This window comes from Aquimarina besae, assembly GCF_042434905.1.
In the GTDB taxonomy this organism is placed as follows: Bacteria; Bacteroidota; Bacteroidia; order Flavobacteriales; family Flavobacteriaceae; genus Aquimarina.
In genome coordinates, this window is record NZ_CP170199.1 from 1,876,465 (window position 1) to 1,893,955 (window position 17,491).

17 protein-coding genes are annotated in these 17,491 nt (G+C 33.1%); 5 read left to right on the forward strand and 12 right to left on the reverse strand.

Features of this window, described 5'->3' with window-relative positions; genetic code table 11:
• Positions 1-23: 23 nt before the first annotated feature.
• Entirely contained in the window at positions 24-464 is a 441-nt protein-coding gene (locus ACE94K_RS08065; RefSeq protein WP_378182537.1) for a 6-pyruvoyl tetrahydropterin synthase family protein, read from the reverse strand.
• 1,061 nt (positions 465-1,525) lie between these two features.
• Here ACE94K_RS08065 and ACE94K_RS08070 point away from each other — a divergent pair.
• Positions 1,526-2,806 carry an NAD(P)/FAD-dependent oxidoreductase gene (locus ACE94K_RS08070; RefSeq protein ID WP_378182540.1) on the forward strand — a complete coding sequence of 427 codons (1,281 nt, stop codon included), beginning with the start codon at positions 1,526-1,528 and terminating at the stop codon, positions 2,804-2,806.
• Positions 2,807-3,032: 226 nt separating this feature from the next.
• Here the strand turns inward: ACE94K_RS08070 and ACE94K_RS08075 are convergent, their stop codons facing one another.
• From ACE94K_RS08075 to ACE94K_RS08100, 6 genes are all read right to left on the reverse strand, one after another.
• On the reverse strand, positions 3,033-3,401 hold the full coding sequence (locus tag ACE94K_RS08075) for a DUF2237 family protein (RefSeq protein WP_378182543.1): 369 nt from the start codon (positions 3,399-3,401) through the stop codon (positions 3,033-3,035).
• A gap of 24 nt (positions 3,402-3,425) precedes the next feature.
• Entirely contained in the window at positions 3,426-3,857 is a 432-nt protein-coding gene (locus ACE94K_RS08080) for a hypothetical protein (RefSeq protein ID WP_378182546.1), read from the reverse strand.
• A gap of 25 nt (positions 3,858-3,882) precedes the next feature.
• Positions 3,883-4,104, reverse strand: coding sequence for a hypothetical protein (locus ACE94K_RS08085; RefSeq protein ID WP_378182549.1), 222 nt, complete (start codon positions 4,102-4,104; stop codon positions 3,883-3,885).
• Positions 4,105-4,216: 112 nt separating this feature from the next.
• Entirely contained in the window at positions 4,217-6,631 is a 2,415-nt protein-coding gene (locus ACE94K_RS08090) for a TonB-dependent receptor plug domain-containing protein (RefSeq protein ID WP_378182552.1), read from the reverse strand.
• 91 nt (positions 6,632-6,722) lie between these two features.
• On the reverse strand, positions 6,723-7,637 hold the full coding sequence (locus ACE94K_RS08095) for a FecR family protein (protein ID WP_378182555.1): 915 nt from the start codon (positions 7,635-7,637) through the stop codon (positions 6,723-6,725).
• Between the two features lie 58 nt (positions 7,638-7,695).
• Positions 7,696-8,214 carry an RNA polymerase sigma factor gene (locus tag ACE94K_RS08100; protein WP_378182558.1) on the reverse strand — a complete coding sequence of 173 codons (519 nt, stop codon included), beginning with the start codon at positions 8,212-8,214 and terminating at the stop codon, positions 7,696-7,698.
• Between the two features lie 109 nt (positions 8,215-8,323).
• Between ACE94K_RS08100 and ACE94K_RS08105 the strand changes: the two genes are divergently transcribed.
• Positions 8,324-9,397, forward strand: a complete 1,074-nt coding sequence (locus ACE94K_RS08105; RefSeq protein ID WP_378182561.1) for a hypothetical protein — start codon at positions 8,324-8,326, stop codon at positions 9,395-9,397.
• A gap of 33 nt (positions 9,398-9,430) precedes the next feature.
• Positions 9,431-9,910 (forward strand): hypothetical protein, encoded by a 480-nt coding sequence (locus ACE94K_RS08110; protein WP_378182564.1) that lies wholly within the window; start codon positions 9,431-9,433, stop codon positions 9,908-9,910.
• 578 nt (positions 9,911-10,488) lie between these two features.
• Here ACE94K_RS08110 and ACE94K_RS08115 read toward each other — a convergent pair.
• The 4 genes from ACE94K_RS08115 to ACE94K_RS08130 form a co-directional block, all read right to left on the reverse strand.
• Complete coding sequence (locus ACE94K_RS08115) at positions 10,489-10,677, reverse strand: hypothetical protein (protein WP_378182567.1); 189 nt, start codon at positions 10,675-10,677, stop codon at positions 10,489-10,491.
• A 9-nt stretch (positions 10,678-10,686) separates the two neighbouring features.
• Entirely contained in the window at positions 10,687-10,896 is a 210-nt protein-coding gene (locus ACE94K_RS08120) for a hypothetical protein (protein ID WP_378182570.1), read from the reverse strand.
• Between the two features lie 103 nt (positions 10,897-10,999).
• The gene (locus ACE94K_RS08125; protein WP_378182572.1) at positions 11,000-11,689 is read right to left on the reverse strand and encodes a LytR/AlgR family response regulator transcription factor; all 690 of its coding nucleotides are present in this window, start codon (positions 11,687-11,689) and stop codon (positions 11,000-11,002) included.
• 2 nt (positions 11,690-11,691) lie between these two features.
• The gene (locus ACE94K_RS08130) at positions 11,692-12,702 is read right to left on the reverse strand and encodes a sensor histidine kinase (RefSeq protein WP_378182575.1); all 1,011 of its coding nucleotides are present in this window, start codon (positions 12,700-12,702) and stop codon (positions 11,692-11,694) included.
• A gap of 216 nt (positions 12,703-12,918) precedes the next feature.
• Here ACE94K_RS08130 and ACE94K_RS08135 point away from each other — a divergent pair, with 216 nt between their 5' ends.
• Positions 12,919-15,282, forward strand: coding sequence for a TonB-dependent receptor domain-containing protein (locus ACE94K_RS08135; RefSeq protein ID WP_378182578.1), 2,364 nt, complete (start codon positions 12,919-12,921; stop codon positions 15,280-15,282).
• A 273-nt stretch (positions 15,283-15,555) separates the two neighbouring features.
• Here ACE94K_RS08135 and ACE94K_RS08140 read toward each other — a convergent pair whose 3' ends face one another.
• Positions 15,556-16,164, reverse strand: coding sequence for a hypothetical protein (locus ACE94K_RS08140; RefSeq protein ID WP_378182581.1), 609 nt, complete (start codon positions 16,162-16,164; stop codon positions 15,556-15,558).
• Between the two features lie 468 nt (positions 16,165-16,632).
• Here ACE94K_RS08140 and ACE94K_RS08145 point away from each other — a divergent pair, with 468 nt between their 5' ends.
• Positions 16,633-17,469 carry a universal stress protein gene (locus ACE94K_RS08145; protein ID WP_378182584.1) on the forward strand — a complete coding sequence of 279 codons (837 nt, stop codon included), beginning with the start codon at positions 16,633-16,635 and terminating at the stop codon, positions 17,467-17,469.
• Positions 17,470-17,491: the final 22 nt, after the last annotated feature.

Consider the following 17,491-nt stretch of genomic DNA (forward strand, 5'->3'; position numbering starts at 1 on the left):
TCAATGGCAAATACCTATGATTCTTATGAATAGGGAAATTCAACATAATTTCTAGGTGTTTCGTAAAGCTTAATTTTGAGCTCTAGTTTTTGATCCAAATGCTCTCTTAAAATATCATAGATTACGATAGCGATGTTTTCTGCTGTGGGATTTAAATTTTTAAACTCCGGTACATCCAAGTTCAGGTTTTTATGATCAAAGCGATTGGTTATTTGGTTTTTAATGAGATCTGATAGTATTTTAGTGTCTATGACATAACCGGTTTCCGGTTGAACCAAACCAATAACTTTAACCTCAAGCTCATAGTTATGTCCGTGATAATTTGGGTTATTACATTTTCCAAAAACTTTATTGTTTTTTTCTTCAGTCCAGTCGGGATTATGTAACCTGTGGGCGGCATTAAAATGTTCTCTTCTAATAATAGCTACTTTTCGTTCAGAAGAATTTTCTGCGTTTTTGATCATAAATGAGGAAAGTTTTTATAGATGATAACATTGCTTATTTTAAAGACTTCTATGTTATTCTCTCGTTTAATTTTGGTAAAGTTAGAGTATATTGTATATTTGTTTAAAGTTTTTAACAATAGTTTAAACAGAATGTAAATTCAAAAAAAAATTTGCTTTCAAACAAATGCTATAAATAAAATATTAATTCTTATATTAAATATGATTAAAAACTTCGTAAAAAAGGTGGGTTTGATGAATGTCGTCCTACTAATAACTGTTCTAGGGATTATTTGTTTGTCACATTATTCCTTTAGTAGTGGTAGACATCTGGAAGCTATTTTTATTGGTTTATGGGCACCTACAGTTTTGGGTTTCCTTAATTATTTTAAAAACAACTCATAATGGATCCAGTAATTTTATATTCTATCATAGTTACCACTATTTTTCTTGCCTGGATTGTTTTTGTTATACGATCTTATAATAAGAATTATAATCAAAAAAATGATTAGTTGTCGAACAATGACTTTTTTAATTGATTTATAATTGTATTATGTATCCTGGGAATCAAAAGCTTTGGTATCTGACAAACCGAAATAATTACAAAGTTTTAACTTTGCTATTTTGGTTGTTGACACCTTCAGTATATAGGTTCGTAGAAGAAATTTTCATAGGATGAACCCTATGAAACTAAAATAAAAAAATCCTCAAAGGCACAGTTGTAAATTCCGGACTATACAGACTGACTTGCCATAATAATTTTTGTTTATCCATTGATTATAGTCATTCTCTGAGGATTATAATATAAAAAAACTAATAAAGCTCATAAAAAATGTGCTCAAAAGGTTTTTAGTAGTGTCCATTAAACTTTTTACAAGGTATGTAATTTATAAGTAGATCAGACTATTTTTAAGGTATTGACTTTGTTTTTTATGAAACGTTTGAAGCGCTCGTTTTAAAACTAAACAAAAATTAACAAAACCCTATCATTAGCAACACAGAACCCTTTGTATATTTGGGATGAGACGGATATTCAGCTAATTTTAAAAGAGATTTTTAAGAATATCTATAAGATATAGTATATGAAAAAGGAAGAGTATAAAATACATATTGTTGGTGCCGGTATCAGTGGTTTAATAGCTGCTCAGGTATTAGAAAATCACGGCTATGCACCTGTGGTTATCGAAGCTACTGATCGTGCTGGTGGTCGTGTTAAGACTGATATAATAGATGGATATCAACTAGATCATGGTTTTCAGGTATTATTAACAGCATATCCTGCAGCTCAAAAATATCTGGATTTTGAGGAATTATCTTTACAAAAATTTTTATCTGGGGCTTCTGTTTTTGCCCAAGGAAAGATAAAAACCATTGGTGATCCACTTAGGAACCCTTCTCTTATGATTCCAACGTTGTTTGCTAATATTGGGAATTTTTCAGATAAAATAAAGGTACTCCGGCTGAATGCTCTGCTAAAAAAGAAGTCAATTAGTTCTATTTTTAATGAAAAAGAAACAAGTACTTTAAAGTATTTACAACACTATGGATTTTCTGAAGAAATGATTCATAATTTCTTTAGACCATTCTTCAGCGGGATTTTTTTAGAACCCAATCTAGAAACCTCCAGTCGTATGTTTCAGTTTGTGTATAAAATGTTTGGCGAAGGTAATGCAGTATTACCAAAGGATGGAATCGAGGCAATTCCAATTCAATTAGTTTCAAGGCTAAAGACAACAAAATTTTTATACAATTCCCACGTTCAACAAGTCAAGGATGGGAGTATACTTCTTGACAATGGTGAAGAGCTGATGAGTCATTTAACAATTGTTGCGACTCAAGCCCATCAACTTATCGCTAACCTTCATAATCAGGAGATAGCCTGGAAGTCCTGTGATACTTTGTATTTTGAGGCAGATAATAGAGTAATTGATAAACCTCTTATTGGATTGATCGCCGATCAAGGTGCTTTGATCAATAATATTTTTTACCATACTAGTCTAAAAACTTCAGTAACTCCAAAAAAGGAGTTGCTATCCGTAACTGTTGTAAAAGATCACCAACTTAGTGAAAAGCTTTTAATAGAAAGGGTGAGTAAAGAGTTAGAACAATTTTGCGGAATCATAGCAGGCAAATTTTTAAAACGTTATCATATCAAACAAGCATTACCCAAATTGCAAAATTTGCAATATGAATTATCGGAAACTGAAACCAAATTAACCAGTACCATATTTCTAGCAGGGGATCAATTATTAAATGGATCCCTTAATGCAGCGATGATATCTGGTGAACGTGCGGCGCTAGGGATCGTCAAAACATTAGAAGATGGCTTGATAGTTGAAGAATTTACTTCAGAATTTAAATAAGTACATTATAAAAGTAGTTGTGCTTTTTGAACGAATTGAACGAAATGTACAAGAAAAGCGTCAATGCAATTGATTTATTGAAATGAAGCAAAAATGTACTTAGTCAAGTTCAGTCGTGCTATCGAGAATAGCTCTTCAAATTCAAAATCCTACTCTCGATACATCCACCTGATGCAGATACTCGAATTGACGGATTTTGATAAAAATCTAGATGATAAACATTGGATTACAAAGTATATTTATAATCGAGTAACGTTTCGAAATTGGTATATTCCAGAACTTTTTGATGACAACTTTCCAGAATAATAAGCGGAGCTTTTCCCGCTTTTTTAGCTTCTAACCATCTTGAAATACACAAACACCATTTATCGCCCGGTTTCAATCCCGGAAAATTCCAATATGGCATGGGAGTAGAAAGATCATTTCCTCTGGATTTTGTATACTCCAGAAATTCTGAAGTCATTATCGCACAAATGATATGCGTACCAGTATCTTGATTTGTAGTTCTGCAAAATCCATCTCTAAAATAGCCAGTTACCGGATCATTACAGCAAGATACCAGTGGAGTGCCTAGTACATTTAATTCGCTAGTCATCAGCTAATTGTTTTAAGATGAAACTTAAATTGAGTCCACGTGCGGAAACTGTTGATCATATTCAGTCTTTAATCGTATCAGTTTCTTGAAAAAAGGTGCATTTTCCTGATGTGTCCGATTATTTTTAAAATGAATAAACTTACCTTGTGCGTGAATACTAATTCCATTGGTTTTGTAAAGATAAAACTGGTAGTAGGGGATAACCCAGGTAAAATTTTGTAATCCTTTATTAATAGCGATTAAAATTCCACCAGGTCGTAACTCTATGCTACCATAGTTAATATCAGAAACTGTATTCAAATATTTCTTTAAGTTAGGACTAACTTCATCAATAATCATACGTTTGGAGCCAATACCATTAAGTTTGATTGAATTTAACAATGAGTATGGCTTTCCTACCAATTCATTAATAAGCTCTTTGTTTTTTTTATTACTATATGTGGTATCAAGTAACATACTTGGCTATTTTTATGATGATCATTTAAACTGTAGGAACCCCTTTAAGACGTTTCTCTATTTTTCTTTTTTTGGCCGTAAGTAATTTCATCACATCCATTAATTTATGATCCTTTGTCTTTTTATAAACTTCATTGATCGCTAAAATCAGGGACTTTGCCTCTCTAGATGCTTTTACTCTATCACTGGTAGTCATATTACTCATAGTTCTTTTTTCGAACTCTAAAGCTTTTTCAACTAATTCCATAACATTATTTTTTTAATAAAGATATGAAATGTTTAATATTTAATTTAAAAGTTTAAACAAAATTAACACTTGAAGAAAGAGATTAGTTTTAGAACTTACTTTATTACCGATGTTAAAATCTAAACCTAAGTAAGAAATTTGAAACAAATCCAAGAGCATTCTGTCTAATCTCTTTTACTTGTACATCAGTATTTACCCTATAATAACTATTGATGATGTTATTTTGATTTGAAATATTCCAGGCAGCAGCACCAATTTCTAGTTGATGATCTTTACCCAGGTCAAATTGATAACGGGCAGAAAGGTCAATTCTGAAGTATTCTCTTAGTCGATTACCATTGGATGGTCCATAATTTATTTTGTCATCGGTGACAGGATTATTCGGATCTGGTATTGTAGTTGGATTTCCGGAGTGCCAGAAAAAACCTGTTGAGATTTTTAAGTTGTTTTTTGAATAGGTCGAACCAAAACCAATACTGTGCGTGATATCAAAATTATTCGGAAAATCAGTTTCCGGAAGAGAATTAAAGGTATAATCACTATTAAGGTAGGAGTAGCTGGACCAAAGATTGATGGTATTAAACCTTTTTCTGATCAAAAAATCAAGACCTTTCGAAGTATAAGAACCATCAGTCTTTATATTTTCATAATCATTCTGAAACCCTTGACTTTGCGCGGTAATACCGTCTACATCTTTATAATACGTTTCAACACTTACCAACCAATTATTTTTAGTATACATAATACCTGCAGAAACTTGTTTACTTCTTATAATGGGAATAGAATCATTATTAGAAAGTTGCCATCTTCTTTTTTCTATTCCCAGAAAGTCATTCTGGAAATTAATGACCTGAGAAGTATTTTGGTTTTTTAATTCTCCTTGAACTTCAAATGTGAAATTATTTAGAAATTTTTGATTGAAGTTTAATCTGGGTTCCCACAGACTTTTTTTGAATTTATCCAGATAATTATATCGAATTCCAAAGCTAAGATTGGTGAAGTTGTTTTTTGAACTATAATATACCTGAGAAAACGCACTGTGTGTTCTGAGTACTTCTGAAATTAATAACCTGAACAAAGGATCATCTACATCATCAAGATTGGTAACTTCTGTTTCGATAAATTGGTAGCCGTTATCCCATCGTAATCTTTCAGACAAATTGTAGGTGCTGTTAAGTTTTATTCCGGTTTCTGAAACTATATTTTCCTGCAGTAGTCGCTGAGATCTTATTAAGTTGGTATTAAACGCTCTTAGCGTATAATCTGTTTCATAAATCTGAAAATTGGTTTGAAATCGATCGCTCCAAGTTTTTTTATACTGCAGTCCTCCTGCAATACTATTTTGAGATAGACTGCTCTCAATAGATCGTGGTATGTTATTAACGGTGCTATTCTCGTTAAATACGAGATCGTTATCAATAGTGATAAAATTAAGTCTGATTTCATCAGTATCTGTTATTTTATATAACCATCTAAACGAAAAGTCATAAAAATTAAACTCTTTATCAGAATTTCTAACGGCTGCCAGATTTGTTTCTACTTCGGTATCCTGAGAAATTCTATCAAAATAGGTGTTATACGTAGGAGTTTTAACAAGGTCGCTCAAAGATTTTCTACCTGCTATCTGTAGTGATGATTTTTTGCTTATTGGAATATCCAAAAAGCCATTGAAGTCAATAAAACTTAAACTTATATTGCCTTTGAAATCTGAGTTTACATTGGATTCTGTTTGCATAGAAATGGTGCTGGATATGCCATCAGTATATTGTGCGTCTATTGCGTTTTTATACAGAGATACTTTTTTGGTAATATTTGGATTAAATACTGAAATCAAACCAAAAAAATGTCCGGATTGGTACATCTTAATATCATCCCACAACAATAGGTTTTGATCGTGGGTTCCACCTCTAACATTAAGGTTAGAAACGGTTTCATTACTACTTTGTATACCAGGAAAAGCTTGTACAGACTGTAAAACATCAGACTCTATAAGACCTGGTAATATAGTAAATTTAGAAAAATCTATCTCAAAAGATCCATCGGTAAGCTTATCGATCCCTTTTATCAGATATGTTGATAAAACAATTTCAGAAAGAGGTTCTTCTTTTCTCAACATAGGTATGGTCGTGCAGTTATCCGAATTAAATTTACTGTAGGGTAAGATAATTTCTTGATATCCAAGATGACGGATTTTTATCAGTTCAGCTTTGTTTTTTATTGTCAATTCGAAATAACCATTTGATTTGCTCGTAATGGCTTGATCTTTTGATTGAATAGAAGCGCTGATTAAGGGTTCTTGAGAATCTTTATCAATGAGATAACCACAAGCTACCCAGCCTTCTTTCTTTTTTTTTATAAATACAAAATTATTGTTAGCTATTAAAAAGGATAACCCGGTTGTATTCTGTAAATACTTAATTATAGCAGCAAATGGTAACCCTTGATCAGGAGGCAGGATTCTTATGTCTCTTACTGTTTCTTCTTCATAATTAAACTGACGGTTATACTTATTTTGTAAAGAGATCAATATCTCAGAAAGATACTTTTTTTCATTAGTATTCTGTCCCCTAATTATGGTACAGAGGAATAAGGATATAAAAATTATGAAACATACCTTTTTATTGATCACTACGCTGTATTATGACTTGATTAGATGCTTTCAAAGAATACATTAAGTCTAATGGTTCTGTTATAGAAGTTAGGGCATTTTCAAGGTTGTCGTGTATAAAACCACCGGTAAAAAGGCGTTCAGATTCTTTACTATCAATAGTAATTTTAATATTATATTGTCTTTCTAGTTCTTTCAATACTTCTCTCAAAGGAACGGCTTTAAAGCTGCTTATGTTTTTTGTCCATTGTGGTTTTTGTAAAGTAGTTTTGTCAAATGTGATAACCCCTTTTAATAGACGATAGGTATCTCCAGCTATTAACTTTTTTGTCTTTTTCTGGTGTTTCACTTGTACAACACCTTCAAAGCACTTTACTTCAAAATAATCCTCACGTTGCTTTACATTAAATTTTGTACCTAACACGCTTACAGTACCCGTTGAGGTCACTACATCAAATTTAGCGCCTTTTGCAACCTCAAAAAATGCTTCGCCATCCAGATTAATCTTTCTGTTTTGATCCCAGTTCTTTTCACTATATCTGATCTCTGATAATGAATTTAGAGTAACGATAGAAGAATCCGGGAGTTCTATTGTTGTCTTTTCGATGGCTAACGTTTGAATGTGTAAATTACTATTAAAAAAGAACAGAAAATACACGCCAAAAGCAATCACAAACACACTTGCTATTCTTAATAACGGTGTAAGCCCAGGTAGTTTTCTTACAGAAACTTCTTTTGGTTGCAAGCGTTTTTCTAAAGTTTTAAAGTCATCAACCTTTGAAAAGTTGGAAGCTTTAAATTGTTGAATGTCCTGGATCATATCTACATGCAATTGATAATCATCCATTTCTTTAAAGATAGCCATCTCTTCTTCAGTAAGCTCTTCTTCTGACAACCACTTTTTTAGTAAGTATTCTTTGTCCATTTTAGGCAATTTATCTTCTTTGTTATGTATAGGACAACTAAGTCTCTATTTTTCCTGATTATTTTATTTTAAATCCTTTTATTTCGCTTTTGAGCTTATCAAATGCGCTATATATTCGGTATTCTACAACCTTTTTGGTCACGCCCAACAACTCCGCGATTTCTTGATGCTTTTTTCCTTCTATTTTATTTAATACAAATGCAACGCGTTGTTCTTCAGATAGGTTACTGATTGCTTTTTGATATTTTTTAAGAAACTCATCCTTTTCCATTAAAAATTCGGGAGTTTCATTGGTATAGTGTTTTGGCGCTAGCTTTTGATATTTTAAGACCACCTTCTGATGTTTAATCTCATTAAGTGTTAGGTTATTGGCAGTAGTAAATAAAAAAGCTTTTGCCGATGTTACTTTTTTACAATTTTCCCAAAGCTTTATAAACGCTTCTTGAGTTTTATCGTTTGGGTCAAAACGTTCTCCGTATTTGTAATAAATATAATCATGTAGGTCTTTCGAATATTTTTCATATAATCTCGAAAAGACTTTTTTATCACAAATATTTTGTTCTGTTTCTTCTTCCAAAAGAGGTTTGATTTTGATAGGATATAAAGGTAGAAATTATTTTTTTGATTTTTTTCAGGACTTTTTGAAGGTAAGTTGTCTTGGTAGTACATAATTTAAAACTCAAATCATGAAATCAATTTTAAAATTTAGTTTTTCGATAGTTCTTACGGTAACACTATTGTTATCTTGTAGATCAGAAGAGAGAGAATTTGAACAAGCACCAGAGGAGGAAGTACTGGTTGCAAACTCTCAAGTAGCCAACCTGATTCAGCGTACTTCTATGAACGACGGCTCTATAGACAATATTCTCGATCGTTCCAATTGCTTTACTGTTAAATTTCCGGTGACCGTTACTGCAAATGGCTTAGAAATTACCATTACCAATGAAGAAGGTCTGGACACAGTAGAAGATATTTTTGACGAGTTAGAAGATGATGATGATACGCTTACCTTTAGCTTTCCGATCGTGATTGTTTTAAGCGATTTTTCTGAAATTACGATTAATAATAGTTCAGAACTCCAAAGTTTTTCTGATGATTGTAATGGAGAAGATGAAGAAGATGATGATATAGAATGTATAGATTTTCAGTATCCGATCACCGCCTCCCTTTTTGATATTAATAATGATCTTATAGGAGATGTAACGATCACCAGTGATAGTCAGCTATACGACTTTATCGATGACTTAGAAGACAATGTAATTGTTAGTGTTGATTTTCCTATTACTGTTATTCTTTCTGATGGGTCAACAATGCAGGTAGGAAATCTTATCCAGTTAGAAGACATTATTGAAGAAGCCGAAGACGATTGTGATGAAGACGATGATTATGATTACGATGATGATGATTGTAATGATTGTAACACCGATCAGCTTGCAACTATTTTAACCGGATGTTCTAACTGGACTGTGGATAAATTAGAGCGCAATGATATGGACCTGGAAGATCAATATGCATCATATATTTTCAATTTTGCAACAGATGGCACATTAACAGCGGTATCTGGTAATGACAATTTTTCTGGAACTTGGGAAAGTAACGGAACCGGTAATAGCATTGCGGTAACTGTTAATATTCCTGATTTGGTTGACTTTACTAACAATTGGATTTTACACGAAATTGAACAATATGCAAATGAAACAAAAGTCGACTTGAGATTGGGAGATGATCGACTTAGGTTTGAAAGTGATTGTAATAATTAACCAGAAGATTTAACGAATAAAATAAACATAATCATGAAAAAAGGATTTTTTTACAGTGTACTCATAATGCTCAGTTTCTCATTAATGTCTTCAACCTGTTCTGACGACGATGATGGAATGAACCTTAATGATAACAGTGCCGAAATACAACTAATTACAAATACGGTGCAGTCGGGAACGTGGCGAATCACCAGCTTTGTAGATTCTGGTGAAAACGAAACAGCTAATTTTACCGGTTATAACTTTACTTTCAACACCAATGGTACTTTAGTTGCGGATAATGGAACAACCACAGTTAATGGAACCTGGTCGGTTACAGATGATGATAGCAGCAGTGACGATAGCAGTAGCGATGACGATATTGACTTTAACATTGCTTTTAGTGCGCCGGCTGATTTTAGCGAACTAACCGAAGATTGGGAAATTTTAATGAGAAGCAGTTCCAAAATAGATTTACGTCATGTTAGTGGCGGAAACGGAGGGACGGATCTTTTAACTTTTGAAAAGAATTAACAAATTTCTTGTTATACTGTTTGAAAAGGATAATTGCATTTTGCTCCAAAACTTTTATCGAAAAAACGACTTCATAAATTTGAAGTCGTTTTTTTGTTTTAACGCTATTTAGAGTTGATGCTAATTATTATTTACTTTTTTTTCGTTTTTAGCAAACATTCTCCGAACATACACATCCAGGAGCAAATGAATTTTCACATGTGTCATCACAATCTCTCGATTCGCATAGCCCAGCTTTACTAGCGCAACCCGGAGATTGCTCAGTCATTAGTACAACCTTACCACCAGATATTTTATTTAAGTTTAAATTAGAGATTACACTTTTGTTTAATTTCAATTTGCTTAATGTCTTTTTTTTCATGGGTATATCATTTAAATTAATAAAAAATAGTTTTATAATTGATCATATTCCTTTAAGAAGAACTACTAAAATTATATTAACTATATCACGATGTTACCAGAATGAGAGTTCTGTTACCCAGGATATTCATTTTTTTAATAAAAAAATAGAAAAGTGTAGTATGTTTCAAGCTTAGAAGAGTAATTTTTTTAGAGCAGAAGGCAGTTGTTCAGAAATTTTATACTATTTCCATGGTCCAATTAGAACTTGATATATTGAATCCTGTAGACTTAATTCCATATTTTCTATTAACCGCTTGGCTAATCTCATCCGAAGAAGGTTCTGGCCTTTCTGTAATTATTTCAACAGTCATTCCTTTTAATGCCTTTCCGGAACTTCTAACACAGCTTAATTTCCATAATCTCATAGTACCGGGTTATTGAACTTCTAATGTTTTTTTATAATTTTTAGAGACCCAATATTTTCCAAGTGGTGGAGCAGGATCTAATCCACATCTTTCTGCCAATTCTAGGTCTTCTTCGGTCACTATTTCAATTATATCAGGGCAATTATTGTCATCATCCGATTCGCAAGATCCCAGAAGGAGAATTAATGATACAGCAAGTAAAATTTTATAATTTTCCATCGTTTTATTGAACTTTAGATTTTTTATTAATCTCTATCAAATATTCTATAAAGTTCCTTGATTTTCTTTTTGTTTTTGATCGATATATAAATATAATTTCTTCCTACAAGAATTTTTTCATAAAATTATTCTTATAAGCCCTGCCTAAAGGAATTGCTTTCTGATGTATTAAATAAATCTGATTCCCGGATACTCTATCAATTTTTGTGCTGTTGATGATGTATGATTTATGTACCCTCATAAATTTTTTCGAGGGCAAAAGTTCTTCCCAATAGTGCAGTCTTTCGGATGATACGTGCTTTTTATTTTGTAGATGAAGTTCTGTATAATCTACATCAGATACAATATAAGCAATATCATCAATAAGAATACGCACCAGGTCGTAGCCTACTTTCACATATACTTCATTCATTTCTATGTTCTCTGTACTTAGAACTAAATTTTGTTGCTTGGTCTCGACCTTCGAAATAGCTTTAATAAATCGCTGAAATGAAAATGGTTTCAATAAATAATCCACCACATCAAATTCATAACTCTCCAAAGCATAATCCGGAAAAGCGGTTGTGAGAATCACCTGAGGTGGATTGGATAGCGTTTTTAAAAAGTCGATGCCTGATATTTTTGGTAAATGAATATCTAAAAAAATGATATCTACTTCATTGGATTTTATGATTCCCATAGCTTCCAGAGCATCAGTAAAAGTTCCGACGAGTATAAGCGAACCTGTGTCTTCAATATATTTTTTTAAAATACGTTGTGCTGGCAATTGGTCTTCTATGATGATACACTTCATTCTTATCGAGACTTTTTTAGATCCATAGTTAACTTAACTTCGTATGTTTTTTTATCAGCATTAATATGTAATGTGTGTGCCTTAGGATACATAATGGCAAGTCGCTTTTTTACATTTTCTAAGCCAATTCCGCTGTCTAAATTATTTGTATTGGTTCCTGTTTTATAATTGTTTGAGCACGTAAAAGAAAGTAAACCGTCTTCGGTAACCTTAATATCTACATCGATAATGATATCACTCGTTTGACTAGAACTTCCGTGTTTCAATGCATTCTCAATAAAAACAATCAAAATCAAAGGAGCTATTCTAAAGTTTGATTGAGTAATCGATTTAGATAGGGTAACTTTACCACGTCCTTCTATTTGCAAACGTCCTAAATTGATAAAGTTTTCTAACTGTTCCACCTCTTTAGAAAGTGAAACGTATTTAGCCTTGCACTCATATAGCATATAACGCAACACACCGGATAACTCTAGAATAAGCTCTGGTGTACGTGGAGATTTTTCGATAGCATATGAATACAGGTTGTTCATATTGTTGAATAAGAAGTGAGGATTAATTTGCGACTTCAAGAATTGGAGTTCGCTTTCTTTTACAGAGTCTTTTAATTCTTTGACTTCTTTTTGTTTTATAAGGGCATCCCAACCAAACTTGAATCCTGCCAAGACTGATAAAGTGGGTAAAGTGCTCATAAGATTATATCCTACACCTAGAAACCTGGCACCTCGGGTATCGGGGAAATAGATTTTTTCTAATATAGCTTCTTCCACAAAAATTACCCACGCTGTGACTAAGGCAACATATATTATGAACTTTAAATAGGCTCCGGGATAAAGAAATTTAGGAAGAAGTATGTAATTAACTGCGAGACCGGCTAATACAAAATTTAGAAAAAAAACATACTGATAGGGTTGTATTTCGGGATTACGGCGGTCAAATGAATAGAAAATGAATACCACGATATGCAATATAACCTGGAACCAAATCTCTTTATTTAAAAATATCTTTTTCATTTTGCAGAAAGCATAATAACAAATATAGTTTTTTGCTCGTCCAACTTTCAGATTTACAAGGTGATCATCCAAAAACAATCCGCAAACGACAAATATATAGAGGTAAATGACAATACTGCTGTTTATCAGCTTATAATAGCTGTTTACCTAGGTAGATTTTTATAAGTCTTTTCTTATTCTTTCCTTTGGGGTGATGACATTAAAATCACATATATAATGAACATACGATTCCTTTTAATACTATTATTTTGTACAGTTCAAATCTGGGCTCAAGAAGGAGAAATACTAGTTTCAGGATTGTTAGTTGAAGCTGAAACTGGTCAACCTATACCTTATGCCACAGTTGTGTTAAATGATACAAATACTAACACCACTATTTCGGGAGCAATAACAAATGATCAAGGTGCTTTTGAAATAAAAACCGTACAAAAAGATATTTATGTAGAAATCAGTTTTATGGGTTTTAAAACTGTAAAACTTCGTGATTTTGAGGTAAGAGGAAAAAAAGTTGATTTGGGCACCATTAAACTTTATCAAGACAGCCAAACATTGGATGAGGTGATAGTTAGAGGAGAAGTTTCTAAAACGGAGTTTAAACTGGATAAACGTGTTTTTAATGTCGGTAAAGATCTAAGTAGCACGGGAGCTAGTGCATTAGAAGTGCTTAATAACGTACCTTCGGTTAATGTTAACATAGAGGGAGAAATAAGTTTACGAGGAGCAGGAGGAGTTCAAATACTGATTAATGGAAAACCTTCTGTATTGGCTGATGAATCAAGTAATGCTCTTGGAACCATCACTGCAGATATGATCCAAAGTATTGAGGTGATCACTAACCCTTCGGCAAAATATGAAGCCTCAGGTACTTCAGGAATTCTAAATATCATTCTGAAAAAAGAAGAAAAGCAAGGTTGGAATGGTTCTGTGTCGCTTAATACAGGTATACCTGATAATCATAGTATAGGGTTTAGTCTTAATCGTAGAACCGAAAAATTTAACCTGTTTACTCAAATGGGAGCTGGTTACCGTTCATTGCCTAGAGATAACGAAGCGATCAACCGAAATCTTACAAATAATGAAGTAGTTTTTAGTGAGGGAGAAGAATTTAGGAATGAAACCTTTTTCAATATTACCTTAGGTACAGATTACCATTTGAATAAATACAACGTTTTTACTCTTTCAGGAAATTTTGCCTACGAAATCGAAGACCAACCTTCTGAAACTAACTTTCGCTTTTTTGAAGCTAGTAATACTTTAGTGTCGCGATGGATTCGAGACGAAAATACGGAAGCGACCAACCCCAAATGGCAGTATGAATTTAATTGGAAAAAACAGTTTAAGAATAATGAAGACCATACGTTCCAACTAAGTGCTTTGGGTAGTTTTTTTGGAAAAGATCAGTCTTCATTATTTACAGATACTACACTTGAAGGAGAAAATGTAGATAACAATCAACGCACTGCTACTAATTTTCAACAAGCAGATTTCACCTTCAAAGCAGATTATACCAACCCATTAACTAAAGAATATACCATAGAGACCGGAGCACAATATGTTATAAATGATGTGGGCAATGATTTTAAGGTGGAGGATTTTATAGATGGAGAATTTGTGATCAATGAAAATCTAACGAATGATTTTGAATGGGATCAAAAGGTTTTGGGAGTTTATGGAACTATAGCTTATGAAAATAAAATCTGGGGAGTTAAAGGAGGTCTACGAGTAGAAAATACTAATTTAGAAACATTATTAGCAAATACGAATGAAGGTAACTCGCGAAATTTCACCAATTTTTTCCCTAGTTTTCACACCTCTTATACTATTAGTGAGAAGTTTTCGCTTCAAGCCGGTTATTCTAAAAGAATTTTTAGACCTAGGCTTTGGGATTTGAATCCTTTTTTCAACATTAGAAATAATTTCAACATCCGAACCGGAAATCCAGAATTACAACCTGAATTTACCAATTCTTATGAGCTAACAAGTATTTATAAAATTGGAAAGGCGAGTATGAGTTCCAGTTTGTATCATCGTTATACAACAGATGTGGTAGAACGGGTATCGACTTTTGTTGATAACGTGAATTTTACTACACCCGAGAATATTGGCACAAATTCTTCTATAGGTTTTGAAACTAATGGAAAATACAGTCCCACAAAGTGGCTAACTTTTACCGGGGATTTTAACTTTAATTATTTTGATAGGAAAGGGGCTTTTGAAGGCCAGATTTTTGACTTTACAGGGAATCAATGGTCTACGAGGTTAGGTTCAAAAATCGGCTTACCTGCAGATATTGATTTAGAATTTAATGGAAACTACCGCTCTGGATTTGAAACTGTACAAGGGGAACAAAGTGGCTTTGCCTTTCTAGATATTGGTATGCGCAAAAAAATCTTAAAGGGGAAAATCGTAGCCAATCTTGGTATCCGTGATGTTTTTGCTTCCAGAATTCAAGCACGTTTTGTAAACCAACCTACTTTTGAAACCTACAATTTTGGGAGACGTGGACGCTTTTTTACTTTTGGATTAAGCTATGCTTTTGGTAAAGGAGAGGCAATGACATACTCTGGTAGAAGGCGCTAATTTAAAAAGTAAAATTATAATGTATGTAATCGTTTCATTGAACTTTAAACTCCGTAACGTCTATCCTCTGCACTGCATTCTATGTTAAAATTTTACTTGGATTTTAACATAGAATGCGGAGCTGTGCTATTTTATAACCTAAGTATATAAAACGGTCGTTATTGTACAAAACATCACTTTTTGATGTTGGGCGCATTGTTTTGGTATATCATCGATGTGTTTTCCGCGAAGTCGGGAGACTTTGTGCAGCGGGTGGTTTCAAAAAGGGAACATCTAATTTATTTTATCAATAACAGTTCCTTCAAAAGTTAACGAAAACATAGGGAAAGAAATATTATTTTCGCTATCTTCATATCTCATTACTCCTTCCGATTTTAATCTAATATTTTCACCATCATTGAGTCCTCCAGAAACAATAACTGCTGGATGAGTATTACCTTCAGCTTCTTGTTGTGTTTCAAAAATTTCATTAGCAGTTCCCATACGAACATAGCTAATCATGATATCATCACTTTCGGCGGCTTCTCTCCAGTTATGCCATTGAGGGTATTCGCCAGTAGTAAGTATTTGAGGAGTTTCCCCCAATTTAATAGCTATCTCTAGCACAAGAGAAAATGTGGCGTTTTCGTAATTTTCTAAATTCCATCCATTAGTCCCATCATCTCTATAAGTTCCATCAGAGATTGCATAGGTTCTATATTTCCAGGTTGCATTTGCTTCATCCCTGAGCAAATAAGTATTAGCGTTATTTAAAGAAAATGTTTGATCTCCAAAAGTAATTTTGTTTAGTTGCAAGTTTGTAGCGTCGTCACTACTGCAAGATATAAAGACTAACAAAATAAGTAATAATAATACAGGGATTGGTAAGCGTATTCTTTTCATGTTAGAATTATTTATTTAGTCTGCCAATATAAACAATTGTTTTAAAATTTCTGATGAAGTTAAAAACAAGTCCAGAGATTTGATTTCAAATTCAATCGAGATATTAAACTATACGTGCTACGATTTGCTGGAGTGGCGTTCCGATAACACTAGTAAAAACGAAGAAAAATATTCCCCACGCTCCTCAAAGTCTCCTGACCTGTCTGACTGACAAGGCAGGCTTTGAGTGATCATTTACTAATATATACTTTTTGTTTTATAATTAGTAGTTTTAGCAATAGTTATACTAAAAAAGAAAAAATTTACCACAGGAGCTGTTATTTTGATTTTAACCTTATTTCATATTCTATGAAGTTGAGAGACTTCTAGAAGTAATGCTTTCCAACCACGCCCACAAACCCCAACCTGACAAATATCATAGTTACTCCGTGCCACCTGGGTTATTTTTATCTTATAAAATCTTAAGTGATGAAAAATATCCTGTTACCTACCGACTTTTCAGAGAATGCAAGAAATGCGATTGATTATGCGCTGGCTTTCTTTAAAAATGAGTTGTGTACATTTTACGTGCTCAATGTCCAAAAAGCTTCCAATTATATGACAGATGATTTGATGGCGGCTCCGGCAAATACTTCCATACATCAATCGGTTTTAAAAGGCTCTAAAGAAAAGCTAAGTCTATTGGTCGAAGAGTTGAAACAGAAAATTACCAATGAGAATTATGCCTTTCACGCACTAACAGACTACGATATTTTTACAGATGCGATCAATCAAGTGGTAAAGTCAAAAGACATCGATCTTATCGTTATGGGAACTAATGGTGCCACAGGAGCTAGAGAGGTGGTTTTTGGTAGTAATACGCTTAATGTGATCCGCAAGGTGGATTGTCCGGTATTGGTGATTCCGCAGGGATATACTTATAAAAGCCCAAAAACGGTCTTATATACGATTGATTATAACGATCACTTCAAAACGGAAAATATAGAACCATTGGTAGATACGCTGATCAAATACAAAGCTGCTCTAAGAATTTTGAAGATCAAAGAAGATGATACGGTGACCATAGCAGAATTTGATGATAAAAAACATTTAAAAGACTTCTTTAAGGATATCAATCACACCTTTCATTCTATTACCAATGTGCCTACTGCTTTGGCTATCGACAGTTTTGTGCAAATTATGGATGTGGATATGAATGCCATGTTTATTCATAGAGAAACATTTCTCGAAAGATTTTTTCACGGCTCAGAGACTTCCAAAATAAGTTACGGTACTAGAGTTCCTTTGCTTATTATGCATAATTGATACCGTAGAAAAACTTGTAACC

Coding starts and splice junctions, on each gene's coding strand:
- ACE94K_RS08065 (WP_378182537.1), bottom strand. CDS start 464: ATGATCAAAAACGCAGAAAATTCTTCTGAACGAAAAGTAGCTATTATT.
- ACE94K_RS08070 (WP_378182540.1), top strand. CDS start 1,526: ATGAAAAAGGAAGAGTATAAAATACATATTGTTGGTGCCGGTATCAGT.
- ACE94K_RS08075 (WP_378182543.1), bottom strand. CDS start 3,401: ATGACTAGCGAATTAAATGTACTAGGCACTCCACTGGTATCTTGCTGT.
- ACE94K_RS08080 (WP_378182546.1), bottom strand. CDS start 3,857: ATGTTACTTGATACCACATATAGTAATAAAAAAAACAAAGAGCTTATT.
- ACE94K_RS08085 (WP_378182549.1), bottom strand. CDS start 4,104: ATGGAATTAGTTGAAAAAGCTTTAGAGTTCGAAAAAAGAACTATGAGT.
- ACE94K_RS08095 (WP_378182555.1), bottom strand. CDS start 7,637: ATGGACAAAGAATACTTACTAAAAAAGTGGTTGTCAGAAGAAGAGCTT.
- ACE94K_RS08105 (WP_378182561.1), top strand. CDS start 8,324: ATGAAATCAATTTTAAAATTTAGTTTTTCGATAGTTCTTACGGTAACA.
- ACE94K_RS08110 (WP_378182564.1), top strand. CDS start 9,431: ATGAAAAAAGGATTTTTTTACAGTGTACTCATAATGCTCAGTTTCTCA.
- ACE94K_RS08115 (WP_378182567.1), bottom strand. CDS start 10,677: ATGAGATTATGGAAATTAAGCTGTGTTAGAAGTTCCGGAAAGGCATTA.
- ACE94K_RS08120 (WP_378182570.1), bottom strand. CDS start 10,896: ATGGAAAATTATAAAATTTTACTTGCTGTATCATTAATTCTCCTTCTG.
- ACE94K_RS08125 (WP_378182572.1), bottom strand. CDS start 11,689: ATGAAGTGTATCATCATAGAAGACCAATTGCCAGCACAACGTATTTTA.
- ACE94K_RS08130 (WP_378182575.1), bottom strand. CDS start 12,702: ATGAAAAAGATATTTTTAAATAAAGAGATTTGGTTCCAGGTTATATTG.
- ACE94K_RS08135 (WP_378182578.1), top strand. CDS start 12,919: ATGAACATACGATTCCTTTTAATACTATTATTTTGTACAGTTCAAATC.
- ACE94K_RS08140 (WP_378182581.1), bottom strand. CDS start 16,164: ATGAAAAGAATACGCTTACCAATCCCTGTATTATTATTACTTATTTTG.
- ACE94K_RS08145 (WP_378182584.1), top strand. CDS start 16,633: ATGAAAAATATCCTGTTACCTACCGACTTTTCAGAGAATGCAAGAAAT.